Origin of the sequence: Vallitalea maricola (assembly GCF_036985595.1) — a bacterium.
Classification (GTDB): Bacteria; Bacillota; Clostridia; order Lachnospirales; family Vallitaleaceae; genus Vallitalea; species Vallitalea maricola.
The window spans coordinates 45,497-69,063 of sequence record NZ_BTPU01000037.1; the positions used below are offsets into that span (position 1 = coordinate 45,497).

The following is a 23,567-nucleotide window of genomic DNA, read 5'->3' on the forward strand; positions in this document are numbered from 1 at the left end:
TAATCACTTCCTATAATTATTATAAAAACTTTCTACCGTTCTTTTAAAACCTTCATCTATACTTATTTTAGGAATCCATCCTAATTTATTAATTTTATTACTATCTAGTACTGTTAGACCTAGATTATTACTTTTATTAGTAGCTTGATTCATATCTTTACTAATTATTTTCAGCTTTTTTTCCTTAAATATTTTATTGACTAAAATATCTGCTAATTCATTAATTGATACATAACAGTTATTATTTACAACATTGTATGCTTCACCAGAATTACCTTTAAATAAAACTAGGTTAAAAGCAACAATCGCATCAGAAATATAACAAAATGGTCTTTTAGCTTTTCCGTTACTTCTAATAATTAAATTCTCGTCATTTATTATATTTCTTACAAAATCTGAGAACACTCGACCATCGTATAAATTTATTCCTGGCCCATAAGTGTGACCTATTCTAACTATTTTTGTTGGTATACCAAATTGTTTATAAAAACAATAGCACATATTTTCTCCCATCTTTTTTCCTTCAGCATAACAACTGTTAGTATTTAATGGATTTAATGAATAATATTGATTTTCTTTTACTGGTTCAGTAGCACAACTAATATCTCCATAAACAGCTCCACTACTAAAAAACAAAAAACTTTTAATTTTTTTTCTTTTTGCAAAGTTCAACAAATTAAATGTTCCTATAGTATTAGCACTTAATGTTCCAACCGGATCAATTTTAAAACTTTTCGTATTAGCTTGACTAGCAGCATGAATAATATAATCAATTTTATCATCTATATAAATATCATCTTCAACATTTTGTATAATAATTTCAAAGTATTTTTTATCAATATATTTACTAAATTTCTTTTTTAAATCTATTTCATTCCTTGATAATGCAAATATTTTACAGTAATCTTCATCCAAAATATTATTATTTATGTACATTAATAATTCAACCATATATCTTCCTAAAAGCCCATTTGCTCCTGTTATTAAAAATGTATTTCCTTTGAACATTTCAACATCTATATATTTTATAATATATTCCATATCTTCTAATATAATATCATTCATAATATACTCTCCAATTATATAATATTACATAAGTTTTTTAATGCCCTATTCTCAGGTATAGCGTATAAAACAGTGTCCCAACAGTCTCCAGTATATTGCCTTAAATAAAAGCTATATTGGTTATTCATAGAATAAATTAATAAAGGTATTTCCCATAAGTCACTTTGATTATGATATACACTAATTGCTAATATAGGTTTAAAATTTTTAATAACTTTCTTAGCACCTAATAGAGCTTTAAATTCAAATCCTTCGATATCCATCTTAATTATTGTAGGTGGATCGTATTTCTTTGTCTTAACAAAATCATTTATTGTTATACTTTTTACTTTACAGTTACCTTCTTTCACTATTAATGAACTTTCATCATTATTGGATTGGAATAATAAAGCACCATCCTTATCTCCAACTGCACATTCAAAAACATTTACTCTTTTCTTAAATTCATCATCTTTTGTACTAACAAATCTAATAATCTTTTTATAATTATTTGGATCTGGCTCAAATGCTATTATCTTTGTAAAACGATTTTTGCTTTCTTTAATAATCTGTTTAATGGTATCCCCATCATAAGCTCCACAATCATATATAATATCATCGTCTTTTAATTTGTATATATCATGCTCAAAATACTGAGGATAGTCAACTTTTATAAATTCATCCCAGTTATTATGGTAGAGTCTCCATTTTATTTGATTATAGTATTCTTTTTGAGATTTTATGTCTTTAAGTAAATCAAATGCTTTTAAAATTTTATCTTTTTCATCAATAATTTTGCTAGGTATATCTAAACAATAATGAGGTAAAAATACACTTGGATATTGATTATATAATTTTGTTATGTCAACGACATTTTTAAAACCTAAGTTATTCAAATTATTTATAATAGTTTTAACACGTGCTTTCTCACCATAAGAAGCGCTCCATATAGATATGACTACTAGAACATCATTACCATATGATTCTATTAATTGATTTATACTTAATACCTCAATACCTTTCTTAAATAATCTACTTTGGCTTGGGCTACTATCTCCAATAGCTAATGGCTTAATACCCAAAGTAGTTAATCCTTCCAATGTTTTTTCGCCTAATAAGCCAGCACCATATAAAATAAATGGTTCTTTATCAAACTCATATTTTTTTAAATTACAAGTTTTAGTTAAAAGCGTAAGTAATTTATGGGAGTAGATCTTTTCGCTACTTTTCATATAAAAATTTATACTCCTTTCAATGTTTAATTAGATATTCGTATATAATTAAGTATATCTTTAAGACAATTAATTGTTAAACAAGCTCCCTCTTCTACCAAATCTTTATTCTTCCCATATCCATAATTAACACCTATACATTTAATATCGTTATATTTTGCTGCAATAACATCTTCACATCTATCTCCTACCATTATAGTCTCTTCTTGAATTAAATCATGTTTATTAATCAATCTTTCTATCCTATTTGCTTTATTGATATCTTTACCATTAATTACTATCCCAGATATATCTTTAAAATAATTTTTTATCTGTAATTTTTCTGTTATATCTATGACAAATATATGTGGTTTTGAAGTAACTATATATAAATTAATATCTTTCTTAAAAAGATTTATAAGTGTTTCACTAACCCCTGGATACAATTCTAATTCTTTTAAACCATCATTTGAATATCTTTCTCTAAAATAATTAGTACAATTTATTATTAATTCTTCATCATTTGTTTTTAACAATATCTTTAGCATTTTAGTAAGTGGTGGTCCTATTATTCCTTTAATTTCTTGATCAGTAACCCTAGGAATATTTAATTTATCAAATGCATAATGCATTGATTTTATTATTCCTTCACTGGTATCTACTAATGTACCATCAAAGTCAAAAATTATATTATTAATCATCATATTAGCTCCTAATTATACAACATATTATTTTTAAATTCTTCTTCTTCTAAAAATGGCCATAAATCTTCCATAGGCTTTGTAACCATAGAACCATTTGGTAATTTAACTGATTTTACTCTTGGCATTGTCTGTTGTAAAGGATTTATCATTAAATCACATATAACTGGTCCATCAATATTTAATACTTCAGCAACTTTTTCTTTTAGCTCTGAATTGTCATTAATTCTTATATTTCTTATATTATAAGCATCGGCTACTTTACATATATCTGGTAATGAGACCTCACTATTTTTCTCACTTCCAACATAAAAGCTATCAAAATAATTTCTTTGCATATTTGTAATAGCAGCATAACCATCATTATTGAAAATAAATATTTTTAATGGCAAATTATGCCTTCGTAGAGTTTCTATCTCTTGAATATTAAATTGGAAACCTCCATCACCATTAATACAAATAGTCCTTTTTTTATTACTAGCTATACATGCCGCTATACTAGCCGGAAGTCCAAATCCCATTGCACCAAATCCTTCATTATTGAATAATCTTTGTCCTTTTTTTATTTTAAAAGCTTGCATTGTTATTTCACTACAACTTCCTGAACTACCTGGAACAATTATATCTTTTTCATTTAGTAATGTACTTAACACTTCTATAAAACAGTAAGGATTAACATATTCTTTTTGATTCCAATATTGATCTAGTATAACTGGATATTTATGTTTTATTAAATTACAATATTTTAGCCATTCTTTTCTATCTACATCCTTAATCTTACTTACATTTGACAATAATTCTTTAATAAATATCTTAGCATCACTTACTAGTTTTATCTCTAGCTGCATGTTCATTTTATTTATTTCATTACTATCTATATCAATCATAACTTTTTTTGCAGCTTTAGCAAAATTTTTATGATTATAAGCTGTTTGCCCAAGATCTAATCTAGCCCCTATGACTACCAATAAATCACAATTCTGTTGAATAAAATTTGCTGCTCTTTGCCCAATAGCACCAGGTCTCCCATAATAATTAGTATCATTTTCATCAAAAAAATCAATTGCCTTCCATGTTGTTAATACAGGTATATTTAATAAATTAACTAATTTTAAAAACTCCTGTTCTGCATTAGCTAATCTTATTCCGTTACCTGCCAAAATACATGGTCTCTTAGAATCGTTTAATAAAGTTACTAGTTTATCTAATTTATTAGATGTGAGTTTATCATCGTGTATTTTGGCTTGAGGTTTATATTCTATTAAAGTACTTTCATCAATCATACTGGCTTGTATATCTAATGGTATATCAATCCAAACTGGACCAGGTCTACCTTCCTTAGCAAGATAAATAGCTTTTTCTAAATGATATTTAATCATCTTGGGATCTTCAACAGTAACCGCATATTTTGTAATAGGATTTACAATAGAAGTAATATTAATCTCTTGAAATCCCATTTGTCTAACACCATATTTTTTACCTAAGTCTTGTCTCTTAACTTGCCCTGATATAATAATACATGGTGTAGAGTCTACATAGGCTGCAGCTATACCTGTAATCGCATTAGTACTTCCTGGACCCGTAGTTACTAATCCTACTCCAATATGATTAGTGTATTGCCCATAAGCTTCTACTGCAATAGAAACTGCTTGTTCATTTAGATTGCATATATAATCTATTTTGTTAGATCTACCAATAGAATCTACTAAATGCATACATCCACCACCTGATATCATAAATAGGTGTTTAACTCCTAATTCTTCTAAAAATCTTACAACATACTCTGATAATTTTATCATAATAATACTCCTTTATATAAGCATTTCTTTAGTTATGTATACAGTAGTTTTTCTAGGATTAACAAAACCATTTGATGTATAATATGAATCATTAATAAAATGTGTTGTAGAAATTTCTTCAAAGACACACCCATTTGGGGAGCTAAAACTATGTTTAACACCACGTTCAATTACAATAGATTGTCCTGGCATTATTACATATTCTTTATTATTGAGATTGCAAATTAATTCACCATATAGAACATTAAATGTTTCTTCTTTCATTTTATGATAATGTTCCGGATGCTCTTGGTTAGGTAATGATACTAATACTTTCTTACAATATTCTCTATTAATGCAATTGATGATTGCTACACCTACTCTTTCAAATTGATCAACTCCATAATGATGTGATATCTCACATGTACTATTTAGAGGAATAATTACTCCACTTTTTTTTAAAATTTTAATTATCTTATTGACATTTTCTATGATTATGTTCTGTTTATTTATTTTTATTACATCGTTTATCATGATAGGTTTATCATTATCTATAAAATCCGTTGTGACTTGAAATTCATTATATTTAGAAAAATCATCCGCCAATACTTGCTTATCAATACTTGGAAACGCAAAATATACATCTTGTGCGTCTATCTTTTCACCTTTTACATATTTTCTTTTAACAAACGCACCTCGTTTAAGTGATAATAGTGAATCTTTTTCTTTCTGCCTAAAAGTATATCTTTTTCCCTGAATCCCACACATTTTATAAGCTTTTAACGCGCTCTCCAACCATTCTCTTACTTGGTCAGGAGTAGCTGAATATTTGTTTAACTTTAATTCACCACATTCAATACCTACATGTTTTTCAAAAATTTCCGCTCCTTTTCCTATTGCAACCTTAATCGGATCAATATCTGTTGGATCCTCATGAGTAGAAAATCCTATAACATTATCTTTAAATTTATATTTAAGCAAATCAATCTGATTTAATTGTAAATTATCACTTTTTGTTGGATATTCTGCAACACAATGCATTAAAGCAATTTCAATATTTCTATGTTTAAAGAATTGAACAACTCTTTCAATATCCTTTATATCAACACCAGCAGTTGAAGCAATCACAGGTTTATTGGCATTTGCTATTCGTTCTAATAAAGGCCAATCTTTGAAAGAGCAACTTGCTATTTTAATAATTTTATATTTATGTTGTTTTATTAATTCAACTGATTCTTCGTCAAAAGGTGTACATATAGTATAAAATCCTTGTTGTTCTACTTCATCTAATAATAATTTAAATTGTTCTTTATTTAATCTAGTATCCTTAAATCTTTTTACGTTTTTTAAATCTTCTCTATTAGAATATGAAGAATGAATAAAGGTATCTAAATTTCTATATTGAAATTTAAAACCAAAATTAAAATATTGTTCATATTTATTGCAAACTTGTTTTACACTTTTAATAATTTTTAATCCATGGGTTACATCACCTTGATGATTGTTCGCAATCTCAAAAATAAACAATGGTTTATTAAAAATATTCATATATATATCCTCCTAAATGAACTTAAATGTATCTATCTAATTATATTTACTAACTCCAAATCTTCCATTTTGCACTATTCTCTCTCCATGATTTCTCTAATAAACCTTTATCCCTCTGAGTATCCATGCATTGCCAAAAGCCATAATGCTTATAAGCATTAAGTTTTCCTTCTTTTGCTAAATCCTCTAATGGGCTTCTTTCAAAAATGGTTTCGTCTCCTTCTATAAAATCAAACACTTCTGGTTCTACAACCATAAATCCGCCGTTAATCCATCCACCATCTTCCTTAGATTTTTCCACAAATTTATTTATACCATTTGTTGTATCATCAATATCAAGTACACCAAATCTTCCCCCAGGTTGTATAGCTGTCATTGTAAGATATCCATTTGATTTATCATGGTATTTTTCAAGCTCGTTAATATTTATATCGGAAACTCCATCCCCATAGGTAAGCATAAATCGATCATTTCCAACATATTTTTTAATTCTTTTTATTCTACCACCTGTCATGGTATGAAGTCCAGTATCAACCAACGTAACTTTCCATGGTTCTGATACATTATTATGTATAGTCATCTTATTTTCATTTTTGAAATCAAATGTTATATCCGATGTATGTAGATAATAATCTGCGAAAAACTCTTTAATTAAATATCCTTTGTAGCCTAAACAAATAATAAAATCATTGTACCCATAATGACTATAAATCTTCATAATGTGCCAAAGAATTGGTCTCTCTCCTATCTCAATCATTGGTTTAGGTTTCAAGTGACTTTCTTCGCTTATTCTCGTTCCAAAACCACCTGCTAATATTACTGTTTTCATGATATTCCTCCTTATGCCGGTTCCATTGATTTCACGAAGTATTGTCTATTATATATTGATAACTTTCAGTTATTTTCTATACTATTTAAAATATCATTAATTTTATCTATACTCATTTCATCATATGTACTATTCAATGATTTTTTATAATACGCTATTGCTAATTCATTCTGCTTATTATATTGGTACAAATACCCTAAATTATATAATAAATCAAAATAATTTTCATCTTTGGAAAGTCCTTCTTTTAATATTCTCTCTGCATCTTCTATTTTCCCTTCCATCATAGCTATAACACCTTTAATGGAATAGACATCTATATCATCATTAACTATCTTTTCATATTCTAAAATTAATTCTTTAGCCACTTCTAATTTACCATCTTCTACTAAAGTAGTTATATTATTTTTTACATTATCTTTATTTTTTAAAAACTCACTACACAAATATAAACCATCTGTATTTTTGTTATTAATAATCTGCTCCAATTTCTCTATCTCGTAATCTCTCTTTTCTTCTTTTAACAATACAATTAATTCTTCTATCCCAACATTATGTATATTTCTATTATCTAAAACAGCCTCTTTCAGCTTATCAATTGATTCATTTTTTTTATTTTGGAGCAATAGTACTTTACTCCATTGAATCTTAGGAAGAAAGCTACCTGTACCATATCTTGATACACCTTTTTCATATTCGCCAATGTTAATTGCTTTATTAAAATATTCGATTGCTAAATCATATTTATCTATACCGGAATAGGCTATACCACAGTAATAATATATATCAGGTATTTTACCTATATATATATCTTTAGATACTTCATTCACAAGATCTATAATCTGGTTATAATTTTTAAGTGCCATCATACACTTTATTAATTCTAATACCAAGTTATCATGAAAACTATACCTTTTCTTATTAGTTAACTCATTACTCTTTAGAAAATCATCAATAGCTGTATCAAAATTCCCACTTATCATCTCCATAACCCCTTTGTTATACCAATGAAAAGGATTATTAGGTTCTATCTTTATTTGTTTTTTTATAATATCCATATTTCTTTTTTCTTTATCTTTTTTATTATAAACTGATTTATAATAACCATAATGGTATATCTTACATATATTACCATCTATAACTTTACCGACATAATTCTTATTATCAATATGTAACTGTTCATGTATAGCTCCAGAATAATGCGGTTTATCATTTTTAAACAATCTAACCATAACAGACGTTACTTCTATATTATCATTATTCATTAGATTATATATAGGAATTATAAATGCTTGCTCATTGGTATTATTTATTATACTTTCTAATTTAATTCTGTCAGCAAATAGTCTCTCATCAGCATCTAATATAATAATCCAATCACCTGAAGCATATTTCATAGATAAATTTCTAGCTTTACTAAAGTCATTTTCCCACTTATGGTGTATCATCTTAATACATGAATTATCATTGGAATATTTATCTAATAACTCAACTGTTTTATCAGTAGAACCTGTATCAACCACTACAACTTCATCAACAACCTTCATAGCACAATCTAAACAATTAATTATATTTTCTTCTTCATTTTTAACTATCATACAAAGACTTATTTTCACTACAATTAGCCTCCTCTAAATATAAACCTTTTATAGTAATTATTACCTATTAAAATAGCCAGTGGAATTATCCCCTGACTACTTTAATAATAAAAATTTCAGTACTATTGTACTATCTTAATAATTGAAGAACACCTTGTGGATTTTGATTAGCTTGTGCTAACATTGATTGTGCTGCTTGCATTAAGATATTTTGTTTTGTAAAATTCATCATTTCTTTAGCCATATCTACGTCTCTTACTCTTGATTCTGCAGCTTGAAGATTTTCTGATGTGTTATCTACATTTTTAATAGTATGTTCTAATCTATTTTGTACAGCACCTAATTTTGATCTTTCTGTTGAAACTGCTTTTAAAGCTGTATCAATTGTATCTGTTAATGCACTAATTGCAGTTGCTGTTGTTGCATTGGAAACTGAAGTTGCAATGTTATTAACAGTTAAAGCTCCAGCACTCATAGCAGCTACATTAAAGCCAATAAACTGTCCATTATTAGCTCCTACTTGAAGTGTAATTGATGTTGATGCGAAACTACCATCTAATAGTTTCTTTTTATTAAACTCAGTTTTATTAGTAATTTCTGTAATTTCTGTTGTCAATTGACTTAACTCATCTTTAATATTTTGTCGTTCTTCACCAGAGTTTGTATCATTAGCTGCTTGAACAACTAACTCTCTCATTCTTTGTAGCATTGCATGAGTCTCTGTAAGTGCTCCCTCTGCAGTTTGAATTAATGAGATACCATCCTGAGCATTTCTTGATGCTTGATTAAGTCCTCTTATTTGTCCTCTCATTTTTTCTGAAATTGCAAGTCCTGCTGCGTCATCTCCAGCACGATTAATTCTCATACCTGATGATAATTTTTCTGTTGATTTTGCTTGGTTTGTTCCTATTGCTCCCATTTGTCTATGAGTATTCATAGCTAACATATTGTGGTTAATAATCATAATATTTACCTCCTTGAATTATAAAATGACCTTCCTTTGTCATTATTTATTATTATATAACACTTAATTATCTTAATAATTGAAGAACACCTTGTGGATTCTGATTAGCTTGTGCTAACATCGATTGTGCTGCTTGCATTAAGATATTTTGTTTTGTAAAATTCATCATTTCCTTAGCCATATCTACGTCTCTAACTCTAGATTCTGCTGCTTGAAGATTCTCTGATGTATTATCTACATTCTTAATAGTATGTTCTAATCTATTTTGTACAGCGCCTAATTTTGATCTTTCAGTTGAAACTACTTTTAGAGCTGTATCAATAGTATCTGTTAACGCACTAATGTCAGCTGCTGTTGATGTACCGTTTCCTACTATATTTCCTATATCAGCAGCTTCAACAGTTAATGCTGCTGCATTCATTGTAGCAATATTAAAACCTATGAACTGTGCATTATTAGCTCCCACTTGAAGTGTTATTGCAGTTGTTGCAAAACTACCATTCAATAATTTTTTCTTATTAAATTCAGTTTTTGTAGTGATTTCAGAAATTTCTGTAGATAATTGATTTAACTCATCTTTAATATTAGCTCTTTCTTCATCAGAATTTGTATCATTAGCTCCTTGAACAACTAATTCTCTCATTCTTTGTAACATTGCATGAGTCTCTGTAAGTGCTCCCTCAGCAGTTTGAATTAATGAAATACCATCTTGAGCATTTCTTGATGCTTGATTTAATCCTCTGATTTGTCCCCTCATTTTTTCTGAGATTGCAAGACCAGCTGCATCATCACCTGCACGGTTAATTCTCATACCTGATGATAATTTTTCTGTTGATTTTGCTTGGTTTGTTCCTATTGCTCCCATTTGTCTATGAGTATTCATAGCTAACATATTGTGATTAATAATCATAGTTAATTCCTCCTTGAATTTTTCATGACCTTCCTTTGTCATTTTATTAATTTTTATAAAAAGTCTGGGCCCAACTAAATGACTTTTTATAGTCTCATTTAATATATCGGTAATATTTTAAACAACTTTATACTTTTATACATATTTTTATAGAATTATTATATAAACTTGTAGGTTATTGTTAATATTTCACTCAAACATTTTCTTTATAATTTCTGTTACACCATTTGAAGTTTCCATCGCCTTTTTATTCTCATCCTGAATTTGCAAATAAATCTCTTTTCTATGTACAGAAATATTTTTAGGTGCCTTTATTCCAATCCTTACACCATCTTTAAAAACATCAAGAACAACTAACTCAATATCATCCCCAATAATAATACCTTCACCCTTTTTCCTAGATAATGCTAGCATATCATTCACCCACCTTTTGCTTTAATTGTTTTAGGGGTTCATATAGATTATGCTTAATTTCGTATTTATCGCTATCTAGTATAACTTGAATACCTTTTTTAGTCTTAGTATTAATGATGATTGGTGCTTTTAAGTTAGTAGTCATCTTTTCAATATCTGTTGGAACTACAATTATAGTGTATAAAAGTAAATCTTCTTCTTTTAAGTCTCCAATGCGTAAAATCAATTCATCATTAACTTCTGGAGCATAATCCGGAAATACCAATGGTGTGCATATCATTGGTAACACTATATCCTTATCTTCTATTGACTGTAACCAACAAAAAATATCATTCTCATGTATGGTAGTGAATTTGTGATATTCAGTAAATCCAAATATACCTTCATCAAATGTATTAATGTGTTCCTTATCAACTTCTATTTTACCAAAATGCTTTGTATCAACTAGCATTTTACCACCCCTTATGAGTTTATTTATATCATGAAACTTTTTATCTAGGAATAAATAAGTAATTCATACAAAATATACCATAATATTATTATATCATTGATTATTTAACATATAAAGATATAATATATAAATTATTTTGGTATTTTATTCCACTTGATAATACTATAGACGCATATCTTCATGCGTCTATAGTATATATTAAAATATTTATCTTACTATTATCTACCTAATAAAATCCAACAAAGTAGTCTGTATTATCTTAGTAGATGACATTAACGCTGCATTATAAACCATTTCCTGAGATTTCATTTTCATAATTACTTCTGCAACATCAATATCTTCATTTTGAGACATCAAATCAGTAAAGTTAACTTTATCATCTTCCAAACGATTAATCGTTAAATCCATTCGATTAATTCTAGTACCTAAATCAGCTTCTTGTTTAAGCAGACCATTTTTGTGTTTATCAATCTTACCTATCAGCTGATTAAACTTATCTCCTAGACTATCTTTTAATAAATCATCATATTTAGAACCATCTTTTGATACTTTACCAACTTCATTTATCATCTCTTCTAAATCTCTCATTAGGTCAACAGTGACTAAATCTTTTCCCAAGGAATTAATTGGAACACTTTGATTATAGCTTACTTGGTAACTGATATTGTCTCTTTGATTTTTATAATCAACATTATTATAATCAGTACATTCAAAATAATGTATTGGATTAAGGTCATTCTTTTCAAAGTCATCTTTATTATATTCAAATGTTATATCTGTTGGTATTTCAGCCTTATCTGTAGAATTAAATATTAATTCTCCTGTGTCCTTTAGAAAATTAACTTCTCCCTTAGCTGGTTCATAAGCATTAGGATTATTAGAATCTAAAGTATTAACTGTAAAATCAGGTGGTGTACCTGTAGCTTTAGGTATAGAAACAGTAACACCATCTTTTATATTTGAATACCCCAACCTTATCCTATCCACATTAATTACTCTTGGATTAGGGGTATCATCTACTATCTTTTCAATAGTTTCAACATCATCACTCTTAAATTCCTCTTTTATCTTATAATTTTTACCCTTTACTGCTTCCGTAAACGTCAAAGGCTGATCCGTCTTATACCCAGTAAAAACATATCTACCAGCGTAATCCACATTTCCCTCATTAGCAAGTTGGTCTTTTAACTGCTTTAATGAAGTAATAATACTCTCTCTTTCACCAATACCTAGAGGATCGTTAGAAGCTTGTACAGATAAATCCCTAGCTTTTTTAACGATTTCAATAATATTGGTGATAGAATTTTCGGTAACTGTCATCCAAGATATTGCATCTTTGGCATTTGATTTGTACTGTTCTACCTCTCTAACGCTGGTTCTGAATTTCAATGCTCTGACTGCAACTATTGGGTCATCAGAGGGCTTTTGAATCTTTTTACCTGTAGCTAATTGTCCTTCGTAAATACTATAGGCATATTTACTTCTATTAAGACTTAGAAGTATATTATTTGCTACCATATTATTCGTTATTCGCATTCAGATTACACCTTCCTTATCTATATGATAATCACACTTTTTTACTAAACCACTTATAATTAGTTAGCTCCCATTCTATTGATTGTTACATCATATATCTCATCAAATACCCGTATCATTTGTGCTGATATAACATAAGCTTGTTGAAACTTAATAATATTGGTTGTTTCTTCATTGAGGTCAACGCCAGAGTATGATAATCTCTGATTATTAATCATCAAGTTAAGATCGACCTGACCTTTTTCAAAACTGGCTGCTTGACTTTTATCTATTCCTAACTCCCCTATCAAGGCTTGAATATAGTTACCTGGTTCACCAGTTTTGAACATATCATTATCATGTTTTAAGTCGAGCATTCTTTTAATGATGTCGTTATCACTTTCACCTGAAGTTGGATCGGAACTTGTTAATAACTTATCTATGTCCGATGCTATTTCTGAGGAGAATTGGAAATTATCAATAGTCATTTTACTATAATCAACAACATCTCCAGGATTGTAATCTTTGAATGTAAATAATGGACCACCAGTACCATTATTACCATCTTTATGTATTTCATTGAATTTCTCAGCAACAGTCCTTACAAAGTTATTTAATCTTTCTGTATAGTATGAGATTCCTTTGTATTTAAGATCTTCTCCCATACTAACATTTTTAGCTCCTGCTGGTGCATTAGAAGCTAATGTAAAAGTCACCTCATTATTTCCTTCATCATATGTAAAACTATCATACTTATATACTACACCATCAATTTTAATTTCGCCTTTATCTGGTAAATCAGCTCTATTAACATTACTGACCAAAATAGTACTACTAGCTGTAGTTAATGAATTTATTACACCCTTAAAATTATTACCATTATTCCCATCCCTCATATCAATATACCCTTTTAACTCACCTTCAAGCTCAGGGTCTGTCATATCGAATTTATTCCCATTTGCCCAGTATATATCGTATAATCCTGGTTCATCTTCTGGGTTATTAAGATGTTCTCTTGATTTAGTTTCTAATAGATTTACCTTAGTTCCTTCAACAAGCTTTTGTCCGTTGGCTAAAACTGAGAAAGTCTTCTTACCATTAATATCTACACGTTCATCCACCTTAACATTTATTATGTGTGATAACTCATCTACTATAAGTGCTCTTTTATCTCTTAGGTCATTTGCCTCTGCACCTGAGAACTCAACATTTTCTATTTGTTCGTTAAGAGTGGCTAACTGGTTAGCACAATAATTAATCTGGTCTACCTTAGTTTTTATAGAGAAATTTGCTTCTCTTTGAAAAGACCTCATTTTGTCTCCAATATCATTGAAGAATCTTGAAAAACTTTTAGCCATATCAATAAAATTAATTTTATAAGATTCATTTGATGGGTCTGTAGATAGTTTCTGCAATGAATCAAACATATCATCAAACTGTTTTGATATACCTGTATCTTTTATTTCATTAAGAATTGTTTCTATACTGCTTGTCTGTGAATTCTTTACTGTATACTCTCCAAGATGGCTGGAATTACTCCAAAACTTAGTATCTAGATACTTATTTCTGTATTGACTGATCTTTAGTATTTCAGAACCAGTACCCATCATTCCAATACCATTATTAGGTAACGGTCTGCAAGCTGATTGAACACCGAATTGCCTGCTGTAACCAGGAGTCTGGGCATTAGTAATATTATGATTAGTTATATCTAACCATGTTCTTGCTGTAAATAAACCTTGTGTTGCCACATTTAATCCAAAAAATGACGATTGCATTTAACTCCCCCTATCTTCCTACAAGACCTAATCTATTAATAACTTGATCTAACATCTGATCTACTACAGTTACTACTCTTGCAGATGCATTATATGCATGCTGATATTTCATCATATTACCTAATTCCTCATCAGATGATACACCCATAAGAATACTTCTTTGATTATCTATCTGTGCGATAAGTATTTGTTGATTCTCCATCTGTGTCTTGGTAACTTTACCTACATTACCTATATCTCCAACAAAGCTCACATAATATTCATTTACATTCAATTTGGAATCAGAACCAGGATATTCTTCTATGCGTGAATCTTGCCATATAGCTTTAATCTCTTCTACAACATCATTATTTTGAACCTCACCCTGAACTCCAGTTATACATATTTTATCATAATCATTTAATACTTCAGGATTGATTTCTAGATTACCAGCTGAATATAATGAATTAGGATTTGTCGCTTCCTCAGTAATGTATGTATCACTACTATCATACCTATCCATATGCTTTCTCTTAAAAATCTCTATATTCTGGGAACCATCTAACCCAAAAGGACCTTTCTTTGCTATAGGTGCGATAATATCATTTACAGCGGTAACAACCGAATGAACAAATAAATCAAATTTAGATTGAGTCCTCATAATAACAGAAGGTTTTACATTATCATTGAAATTATTTTCATCCTCTGTATCCATCCAGTTAGCTCGTCTAGTTCCTCTTGATAGTAATATTCCTTTTAGAGAACCCCTATCATTTTCTTTTTCTGGTGAAATTTCTGTATCTAGATTAAATACTCTTTTACCAGTTGCTTTCCATATAGGAGATACTAGAGGACTGTTAGGTACTGCTTGTTCAAGCTCAATTTTGTTCACATTACCCACCGATACAAAATCAAAACCTTCAGCTTTAACTATAACATTTCCAAGCTTGTCTTCTTTGTAAGTTATATCAATGATATTTGCTAATTTGTCTAGAGCATTGTTCCTTGCATCTCTATAATCGTTAGCGTTGTCACCATTTATTTCATATTTAACAATTTTATCATTAAGCATGCTGATTTCTTCGCCTAATCTATTTATTTCATCTACTTTGTCAGTAACCTGTTTATTAAGATTCATTTGATATTCATCTAATTGTTCCATAATAAGATTCGCTTTGTTTACAAAAAGAACAGCACTTTGAACAAATGTACCTCTTGCTTCTTTCCCATCAGGATGCTTAGAGAGTTCATTAAGGGATTTCCAGAACTTTTCAAGTATCTTTTCCATACTTTCCCCTTCTGTTTCTCCTAGAATTGTTTGTATCTCATCTAAAGCATCTGCACCTGAATTATAATATCCGTACCTGCTTACTTCATTTCTGAATGCTCCGTCAAGAAACATATCTCTAACTTGACGTAAAGCCTGTACATCTGTACCCATACCGACCATTAGGTTACTATATCCATTGCTACCTATTTTTATATAAGTTGAATCTTTCATTAGGACTTGTTGTCTAACGTAACCTGGTGTATTAACATTAGCCATATTATGTGCGGTTGCTTGTAATCCATATTGACTAGCTTGTAATCCTGATATGGCTCTAGATAAACTACTTATTGACGACACATTATCACCTCTACTGTTCATTCACTATTATTTTATCCTTCGTAGTTAAGTATTAAGAGTTATAAGCTAAACCCTATCAATAATCTAGGCTTATACCTCTTAATACTCAACTATTTTATATCTATTTAGTTATCCATTACTGTTTAGCATCAAAGAATCTTCTACCATCTTGAGAATTATATATATTGCCTTGTGCTTCATAGTTGCTATTTGTCATAGAACTCTCACTTTGAATAGCATTCATTGTAAAATCAATATAATCAAGTGATTCCTTTAGTAAAATCTTATTTCTATCATTAATTATCTGTAGATTTTCAACCACATTTTTAATATCCTCTTTAAGACTGCTTAACTGAGTATGTTCTTTTTCTTGTTTGGCTAGTAGAACTGCTAAATTATTTATAGTTAATTCATCAGCATTCTTGTTAGTTACTATAGCGATATCATTAATTATTTCTTCTCTTTTCTTATCTATTCTAAGAACACGTGAAGCCATTTGCTGTTCTTCCTTAGTAAGTTCATTAAGAGAAGAGATATCACCTTTTATAATAAATTCTGTTTTTGCTTCACCTATTGTTAGTAATCTGTTGTAACATTGTTTTTCTTCTTCTAGAGTTGTTATCAAATCTTCTATTAAACTAGCCAATGTGCTCAATCCTTTCAAAATATTAAACATCTAACACTTATCAGTTAGAATAATACATCTACTCTATTAACCTCTTTTATCAAAATAACTGTCTACTATTTTATCGGCTACCTCTCTAGCGCTAACGTTATATGAACCAGATTGTATACGTTTCTTTATATCGTTAACTTTATCCTGTCTGATATCAGGTGCATTCTTAACTGCTTTTTTAGCTATCTGTAGTTCTTTTGCAATGTCTGATATAGCTAGTGAGTCTTTCTCTTTCTTGACCTTTGATACTTTGGATATTCTATCTGTCTGGTTAACTTTGTAAGCGTTGTTAACATTTTTAATCCCATTTATTCTCATGATAGAACCCGTCCTTCCATTATATTTCTCTAACATATTTTAATTGTATGTTGTTTTCAATTATTTTATCGGCAATCATCATTATAATATTTAGCTATAAAATGAAAAAACATAAAAACAGACTGTCTCATAATCTATTTTTATTGTTATCAAAAACATTAACCGAAATCTCAATTAATGATAATAGAACAAAAATGGCTTATGAAGCAGTCCTTTACTTCATATTTTAATCATTATGTATTTATTAATTAGTTGCATGTTATCTCATGTTATCTTTATTTAGATATCTCATCTTATTCTTACTTTTATCGTCTTTCAATTTTTGTATGGCACCTTTTTTATCGTATGCACCATCTAGATTATGTTGGATATCATGTTTACATTGTTCACAAAATTTACCTGTTCTAATGGTCTTACCACATAACTCACATTCAATCCCTATGGCTGAACCTTCAGCAAATATGAGTCTTTCCTCACGTACCCATTGATGTATGAGCTTAATAGAAATATCACATTCTTCAGCCACTTGGGCTATATTAGCATTAGGGTTATCTCTAATATATTTCTTAGTCACTTGAAATTGATCCTCTAAATCACTTTTACATACAGGGCACATAGGTACACCTGATATATAATTAAATATTTTCCCACATTTCACACAATTTCTTACGTTCATATAAAAAACACCTCCGTTTAATATCCTTTTCCTATTGCAATCGTAATAAAAAATACTTCCTTTGCTCCATTAATCAATAATTCCTTAGCAAGGCTGTCTATAGTGTTTCCTGTAGTATATATATCGTCACAAATTAATATTGTTTTACCTATAATTTCATTAAATTTAATGACTTTAAAAGCTTTTTTCACATTGTTTATTCTTTCTTTGTCTGAAAGATTTTTTTGAGGCTTAGTATTTAATGTTCTCAAAACGCAATTAGTATTGCATGGTATATCTAAATACTTTCCTATATTTGCGGCGATTATTTCAGCTTGGTTATAACCTCTTTTTCTTTGTTTTTTTATGTGCAGAGGCACAGGAATTATTAGATCAACATGTGCTTCTACTATCTCCCTTTTATATAATGTTACTACTTCTTTGGAGAAAATTCTACCATAATTTTTATTATTATTGTTTTTATATCTTTGTAGAGCCTTTTTCAGCTTACCTTCATATAACCAGACTGCCCAGCCTCTTGTATATTCATGTTCATTTTTAGTACAATCAAAACAATACCCAGCTAATTCACTATTAAGGGGCTTACTACATTTTTTACATCTGGGTTCCATTATATAAGGAAGGTCTTCTACACATGACTCACAAATTCTTTCTTCCTCATTTATAGGTATTATATCCATACATATGGGACACCGTTTTGGATAAATTATACTGAGCAATTCATCTTCTAATTTATTAATTCTCATAAAATCCAACCTGCCTATGATTAATCAACAAAACTATCTATCTTATAATCTATATATCAACTTCATTCATGGTATCAAATATCTCTTGTATTCTTAATCTAAGTGCAGAATACCTTTCAATCTCTTTATCATTATCAATCATCTGATATATTGTAGTATCTAATCCTACAATGACTACATACTTTTTAGCACGAGTTACCGCAGTATATAATAGATTCCTTATAAGAAGCATGGATGGCCCAGTTAGGAGAGGAATAACAACTACTGGATATTCACTCCCTTGCGATTTATGAATTGTAACTGCATAAGCCAATTCTAATTCTTCCAGATTAGCATATTCATATTCCACCACTTTATCATCTTCAAACTTTACCTTTAATTTATTAGTATATTGATTAATCTCTATTATAGTTCCAATGTCACCATTAAATACACCAACGCCTTCATCAATAGTAAAGTTATACTCATTTTTTATCTGCCATGCCAAGTTATAATTGTTCTTTATCTGCATGACCTTATCGCCTTCCCTGTATAAAACATCACGAAAGACCTTTTCATTCTTATCTTTTTTAGGTGGATTCAAAGTTGCTTGTAATTCCTTGTTGAGATTAATAGTACCAAGCAATCCTTTCCTCATAGGAGATAGTATCTGAATGCCATCAAAAGGTGAACAATTAGCAAATTTCGGTAATCTAGTCTTAGTCAGAGTTTTCATCTCATCTAAGATACTTCCTGCAGTAGCCCTTTTTATGTAGAAAAAATCACTCTTCTTATTGGCTAGATCAATATGTTCTCCAGAATTAATCTTATGTGCATTCATAATAATTGCACTTTCTCTAGCTTGACGGAATATCTTTTCTAATTTTACTACTTTTACTTTCTTGCTCTCTATGATATCTTTTAATACATTTCCTGGTCCTACCGATGGTAATTGGTCCTTATCACCAACAATAATAAGTCTAGTACCTGGAATTAACGCCTTTAATAAACTATTCATCAGAACAATATCAACCATAGACGCTTCATCAATAATCAAAGCATCACACTCTAATGGATTATCCTCATGTTTCTCAAATTTATTATTATTATCTTCACTATTCATAAAAGAAATTTCTAATAGGCGATGTATGGTTTGTGCCTGTCTTCCTGTAGCTTCTGTCATTCTCTTGGCTGCCCTGCCTGTTGGTGCAGCTAACATTACATCTAACCCTTGTCTCTCTAATAACTCTATTATGGAATTAATAGTTGTTGTCTTACCTGTTCCAGGACCTCCAGTCACAACTATAACTCCATTTTTAATTCCTTCTTTTATAGCTTGTCTCTGATAATCATCAAAAACAATATCTGAACTTTCTTCAATAGCTTTAATCTCATTATCTACATTACCAGGTAAATCATAATCATATTGCGCTAGATCATATATCTTTCTAGCCACATTCAACTCCAAATGATAAAACATCATATTATAGGTAATAACTCTATCTTCAACTTCCTTACTGATGATTTGTTTATTGATCTGTAACTCAATTAAGGCATTCTCTATCAATTCATAAGGAACCAACAACATTTCTTCTGCCTTATCTATCAAATCATTCTTAGGTAGATAAGTATGTCCATTAAGAGAAGCTCTGCCCAGAATAAACATAATTCCAGCCTTGACCCTATGAACTGAATCTTTATCAATTCCCATCTTCATTGCTATTTCATCAGCCGTTTTAAAACCTATTCCTATTATATCTTCAGCAAGTTTGTAAGGATTGTTCCCAACAATGTCCATAGTACGTTCTTTGTACCTATTATATATCTTTATTGCATAGGTCAATGAAATACCATACTCTTGTAAAAATATTATTGTCTTTCTCATTTCTCTCTGCTCATAAAAAATATTAGCTACTTCGTTAGCCTTCTTCTCACTTATACCTTTTACCAAAGCAAGAGTCTCTGGTTCCTCTTCTATAATCCTAAAAGAATCATCACCAAACTTCTTAACAATCCTCTTAGCAAGAGCTGGTCCAATACCCTTAATCGCTCCCGAAGACAGATACCTTAAAACAGAATGCCTATCCTGTGGTATAAAACTTTGATAGCTTTCTATTTGGAATTGCCTACCATAAGTATGATGAGAGACATATTCTCCAACCGCTCTAATCTGCTCTCCTTCAGATACCCCCAGCATTGTCCCAACACAGGTAATATCCTCTTCTTCCATACTAATCTCACATACACAATATCCATTATTCTCATTTCTATATATAATCTCTTCAATTATTCCTTCAATAACTTGCTGAGTTTCCATGAAATCACCTTTAATATTTGTATCGTCATTTAGATTATTTTATCATATATGTATGTTAAAGACAATTGTTAGTAAGTTATAGGTTTTTTAAGTACAAGTCAGTCAGAAAATTGTTTTGCTCTGACTTGGTTCTTGCAAAATAGTATATGTATATGTTACGCCAGCAAAATTGCTCGTCCTGAGCAAATAGCTGGGCTCGGCGTCCTGCCTCACTACTCCACATATACATATACTATTTTGCCTGTTATTAAGTGGTTATCACTATAGATGGTTTCCCTACAGTCCCGTTGTCCAAAGCAAAAAGAACCAGCATCTCTACCAGTCCTTTTCAAGAGGGTTTTCTATCAAATAAACTACTTTTCTCATGGCTTCCTTTTCATCATTTCCATCAATAACAATTCTAACCTTATCACCTTTAGCCAACTCCAACATCATTACACTAATCACACTTTTACCATTCCCACTTTTATTACCCCTGACTATAGTGATATTAGCCCCAAATTTTGAGGTCTGATTAACAAAATAAGCACATGGCCTCGCATGGAAATTATATTTTAATATAACTTCTTGTATAAACATATAGATCCCTACTTTAACCTAATTTTCATTATAACCCCATCTTCAATAAACTTATCTACATTACAAAGAGAAAAACCCTTAACCTTTTCCATATTGGTAATTATAATAGGCGTTATTACCTCTTTGCCCCTCTCTTTGATTAAATCTAGATCCATCTTAATTAACGGATCACCTTTTTTAATAATCTGTTCTTCCTCAATTAATCGCTCATATCCCTCACCTTTTAACTCTACAGTATCTATTCCCATATGTATAAGAATCTCCAAACCCTCTTCTGAACTAATTCCTATAGCATGATTTGTTGGGAATATCTGAATTATCTTACCATCACATGGTGCTTTTATAATACCATCCTCTGGTAAAATAGCAATACCATCTCCAATCATCCTAGAAGCAAAAACTTCATCTGGTACTTTATCAAGTTCTACGACTTTGCCTCTAGCTGGACTATATATTAGGGTATCTTTTTGTTTTTTCAATAATTTAAACATTATTTCCTCCTAGGATTATTGTTATTATAACATAAAACTGATTAATGGGGTTCTATACAATCTTCTTCATTTCATCAACTACTAATTCCGCTTTTGGCCCTACAATAACCTGCATATTCTTATTATTAGGTCTAAGGACTCCTGAAGCTCCTAACTTCTTCAATTCATCATCATCAACTATTGATGAATCATTCAAAGTCAAACGAAGTCTTGTAATACAAGCATCTACTGCCTTGATATTTTGTTTACCACCAAGTGCCATTACAAACTCCGCTGCTATTCCTGCCAAACCAAGATCTGCAATAAGAGCATCAATATTACCACCTTGTTCATCTAAACGACCCGGCGTAGGTAGATTAAGCTTTTTGATTGCGAATACGAAAACAAAGTAATACATAACTCCAAAACATAACCCTATTGGTAGAAGCAATAACGGCTTAGTGGCTAATTTGAAGTACAGAGCATAGTCTATGAAACCAGCCGAAAATATGAATCCATGCAGTATGCCCAGTATATTACATACAATTAATGATAAACCGGCTAGAACTGCATGTATAACGTATAATACTGGTGCTAAGAATATGAAACTGAATTCTAATGGTTCTGTTACACCTGTTAAAAATGATGTAAATGCAAGAGAGAATATCATTGAACCAACTAATGCTTTATTTGCTTTTTTAGCACATGTATACATAGCAAGACCTGCCGCTGGAAGAGCAAACATCATTATTGGATAGAATCCAGCCATGTATATTCCAGCACTTGGATCTCCAGCAAGATATCTAGCATAGTCTCCTCTTACTATTTCACCTGCTGCATTAGTGAATTCACCAAAGTTCATCCAGAATATATTGTTAAGGATATGATGTAAGCCTGTAGGTATTAATAATCGGTTAAGGAAACCATATACCCCTGCTCCAACTGCTCCTGATTGGATAACAAAATTACCAAACATATCTAATCCTTTAGCAATAAAAGGCCATACTACACAAAATAGTAGTGACAAAGGAATAGACGCTATAGATGTAACAAAAGGTACTACCGCTTTTCCGAACTTGTTATCTTTTAGTTTGTTATATATAAATGCAGTAACTCCACCTGTTACTATACCGCCCAATACACCGATATCAGTACCAGGTACTATTGCGTTAATTCCAGATATTACCATAAAATAAGCTATGGAGCCAGAAAAAGCAGCTATACTACTTTTATCTTTTGATAATCCGATAGCTACACCTATGGCAAATAATAAAGCTAAATTACTAAACACAGCATCTCCAGCATTACTGATAAATGGAATGTTAAGAACATCTGGCTGACCAATACGTAATAGTATACCAGCTGCTGGTAATACTGCTATTGGAAGCATTAAAGCTGTACCTAATTTTTGTAACTTACTGAATACTTGCATTATAAATCCTCCTTATTTTAATATAAT

General features: G+C 30.1%; 22 protein-coding genes. All 22 read right to left on the bottom strand.

Features of this window, described 5'->3' with window-relative positions; translation table 11 throughout:
• Window positions 1-3: 3 nt before the first annotated feature.
• The gene (locus AACQ14_RS12775; protein ID WP_339363966.1) at window positions 4-1,065 is read right to left on the bottom strand and encodes an NAD-dependent epimerase/dehydratase family protein; all 1,062 of its coding nucleotides are present in this window, start codon (window positions 1,063-1,065) and stop codon (window positions 4-6) included.
• A gap of 14 nt (window positions 1,066-1,079) precedes the next feature.
• Window positions 1,080-2,276: an FkbM family methyltransferase gene (locus AACQ14_RS12780; protein ID WP_339363967.1), complete on the bottom strand. Its 1,197-nt coding sequence runs from the start codon at window positions 2,274-2,276 to the stop codon at window positions 1,080-1,082.
• Window positions 2,277-2,302: 26 nt separating this feature from the next.
• The gene (locus AACQ14_RS12785) at window positions 2,303-2,956 is read right to left on the bottom strand and encodes an HAD hydrolase-like protein (RefSeq protein WP_339363968.1); all 654 of its coding nucleotides are present in this window, start codon (window positions 2,954-2,956) and stop codon (window positions 2,303-2,305) included.
• An 11-nt stretch (window positions 2,957-2,967) separates the two neighbouring features.
• Window positions 2,968-4,755 carry a thiamine pyrophosphate-binding protein gene (locus AACQ14_RS12790; protein ID WP_339363969.1) on the bottom strand — a complete coding sequence of 596 codons (1,788 nt, stop codon included), beginning with the start codon at window positions 4,753-4,755 and terminating at the stop codon, window positions 2,968-2,970.
• A 12-nt stretch (window positions 4,756-4,767) separates the two neighbouring features.
• Window positions 4,768-6,282 carry an N-acetylneuraminate synthase family protein gene (locus AACQ14_RS12795; RefSeq protein ID WP_339363970.1) on the bottom strand — a complete coding sequence of 505 codons (1,515 nt, stop codon included), beginning with the start codon at window positions 6,280-6,282 and terminating at the stop codon, window positions 4,768-4,770.
• A 49-nt stretch (window positions 6,283-6,331) separates the two neighbouring features.
• Entirely contained in the window at window positions 6,332-7,111 is a 780-nt protein-coding gene (rfbF, locus tag AACQ14_RS12800) for a glucose-1-phosphate cytidylyltransferase (RefSeq protein WP_339363971.1), read from the bottom strand.
• 65 nt (window positions 7,112-7,176) lie between these two features.
• Complete coding sequence (locus AACQ14_RS12805; RefSeq protein WP_339363972.1) at window positions 7,177-8,727, bottom strand: tetratricopeptide repeat-containing glycosyltransferase; 1,551 nt, start codon at window positions 8,725-8,727, stop codon at window positions 7,177-7,179.
• 112 nt (window positions 8,728-8,839) lie between these two features.
• The gene (locus AACQ14_RS12810) at window positions 8,840-9,673 is read right to left on the bottom strand and encodes a flagellin N-terminal helical domain-containing protein (RefSeq protein WP_339363973.1); all 834 of its coding nucleotides are present in this window, start codon (window positions 9,671-9,673) and stop codon (window positions 8,840-8,842) included.
• A gap of 67 nt (window positions 9,674-9,740) precedes the next feature.
• A complete protein-coding gene (locus tag AACQ14_RS12815; protein ID WP_339363974.1) occupies window positions 9,741-10,583 on the bottom strand; it encodes a flagellin N-terminal helical domain-containing protein in 843 nt (280 codons plus the stop codon).
• 189 nt (window positions 10,584-10,772) lie between these two features.
• Window positions 10,773-10,997, bottom strand: coding sequence for a carbon storage regulator CsrA (gene csrA, locus AACQ14_RS12820; protein WP_339363975.1), 225 nt, complete (start codon window positions 10,995-10,997; stop codon window positions 10,773-10,775).
• Between the two features lies 1 nt (window position 10,998).
• Entirely contained in the window at window positions 10,999-11,448 is a 450-nt protein-coding gene (gene fliW, locus AACQ14_RS12825) for a flagellar assembly protein FliW (protein ID WP_339363976.1), read from the bottom strand.
• Between the two features lie 222 nt (window positions 11,449-11,670).
• Complete coding sequence (gene flgL / locus AACQ14_RS12830) at window positions 11,671-12,984, bottom strand: flagellar hook-associated protein FlgL (protein WP_339363977.1); 1,314 nt, start codon at window positions 12,982-12,984, stop codon at window positions 11,671-11,673.
• Between the two features lie 59 nt (window positions 12,985-13,043).
• Window positions 13,044-14,741 carry a flagellar hook-associated protein FlgK gene (gene flgK, locus AACQ14_RS12835; protein WP_339363978.1) on the bottom strand — a complete coding sequence of 566 codons (1,698 nt, stop codon included), beginning with the start codon at window positions 14,739-14,741 and terminating at the stop codon, window positions 13,044-13,046.
• Window positions 14,742-14,751: 10 nt separating this feature from the next.
• Window positions 14,752-16,368, bottom strand: coding sequence for a flagellar hook-associated protein FlgK (gene flgK, locus AACQ14_RS12840; protein ID WP_339363979.1), 1,617 nt, complete (start codon window positions 16,366-16,368; stop codon window positions 14,752-14,754).
• 115 nt (window positions 16,369-16,483) lie between these two features.
• Complete coding sequence (locus AACQ14_RS12845; RefSeq protein WP_339363980.1) at window positions 16,484-16,993, bottom strand: flagellar protein FlgN; 510 nt, start codon at window positions 16,991-16,993, stop codon at window positions 16,484-16,486.
• 66 nt (window positions 16,994-17,059) lie between these two features.
• Entirely contained in the window at window positions 17,060-17,377 is a 318-nt protein-coding gene (gene flgM / locus AACQ14_RS12850) for a flagellar biosynthesis anti-sigma factor FlgM (protein ID WP_273321766.1), read from the bottom strand.
• A gap of 223 nt (window positions 17,378-17,600) precedes the next feature.
• Entirely contained in the window at window positions 17,601-18,017 is a 417-nt protein-coding gene (locus AACQ14_RS12855; RefSeq protein ID WP_339363982.1) for a flagellar protein, read from the bottom strand.
• A gap of 17 nt (window positions 18,018-18,034) precedes the next feature.
• Window positions 18,035-18,763 carry a ComF family protein gene (locus AACQ14_RS12860; protein ID WP_339363983.1) on the bottom strand — a complete coding sequence of 243 codons (729 nt, stop codon included), beginning with the start codon at window positions 18,761-18,763 and terminating at the stop codon, window positions 18,035-18,037.
• A 49-nt stretch (window positions 18,764-18,812) separates the two neighbouring features.
• Complete coding sequence (recD2, locus tag AACQ14_RS12865; protein ID WP_339363984.1) at window positions 18,813-21,059, bottom strand: SF1B family DNA helicase RecD2; 2,247 nt, start codon at window positions 21,057-21,059, stop codon at window positions 18,813-18,815.
• 315 nt (window positions 21,060-21,374) lie between these two features.
• A complete protein-coding gene (locus tag AACQ14_RS12870) occupies window positions 21,375-21,638 on the bottom strand; it encodes an HPr family phosphocarrier protein (protein WP_339363985.1) in 264 nt (87 codons plus the stop codon).
• A gap of 8 nt (window positions 21,639-21,646) precedes the next feature.
• Window positions 21,647-22,129, bottom strand: a complete 483-nt coding sequence (locus AACQ14_RS12875) for a PTS sugar transporter subunit IIA (RefSeq protein WP_339363986.1) — start codon at window positions 22,127-22,129, stop codon at window positions 21,647-21,649.
• Window positions 22,130-22,181: 52 nt separating this feature from the next.
• Window positions 22,182-23,540 carry a PTS transporter subunit EIIC gene (locus AACQ14_RS12880; protein ID WP_339363987.1) on the bottom strand — a complete coding sequence of 453 codons (1,359 nt, stop codon included), beginning with the start codon at window positions 23,538-23,540 and terminating at the stop codon, window positions 22,182-22,184.
• Between the last annotated feature and the right edge of the window lie 27 nt (window positions 23,541-23,567).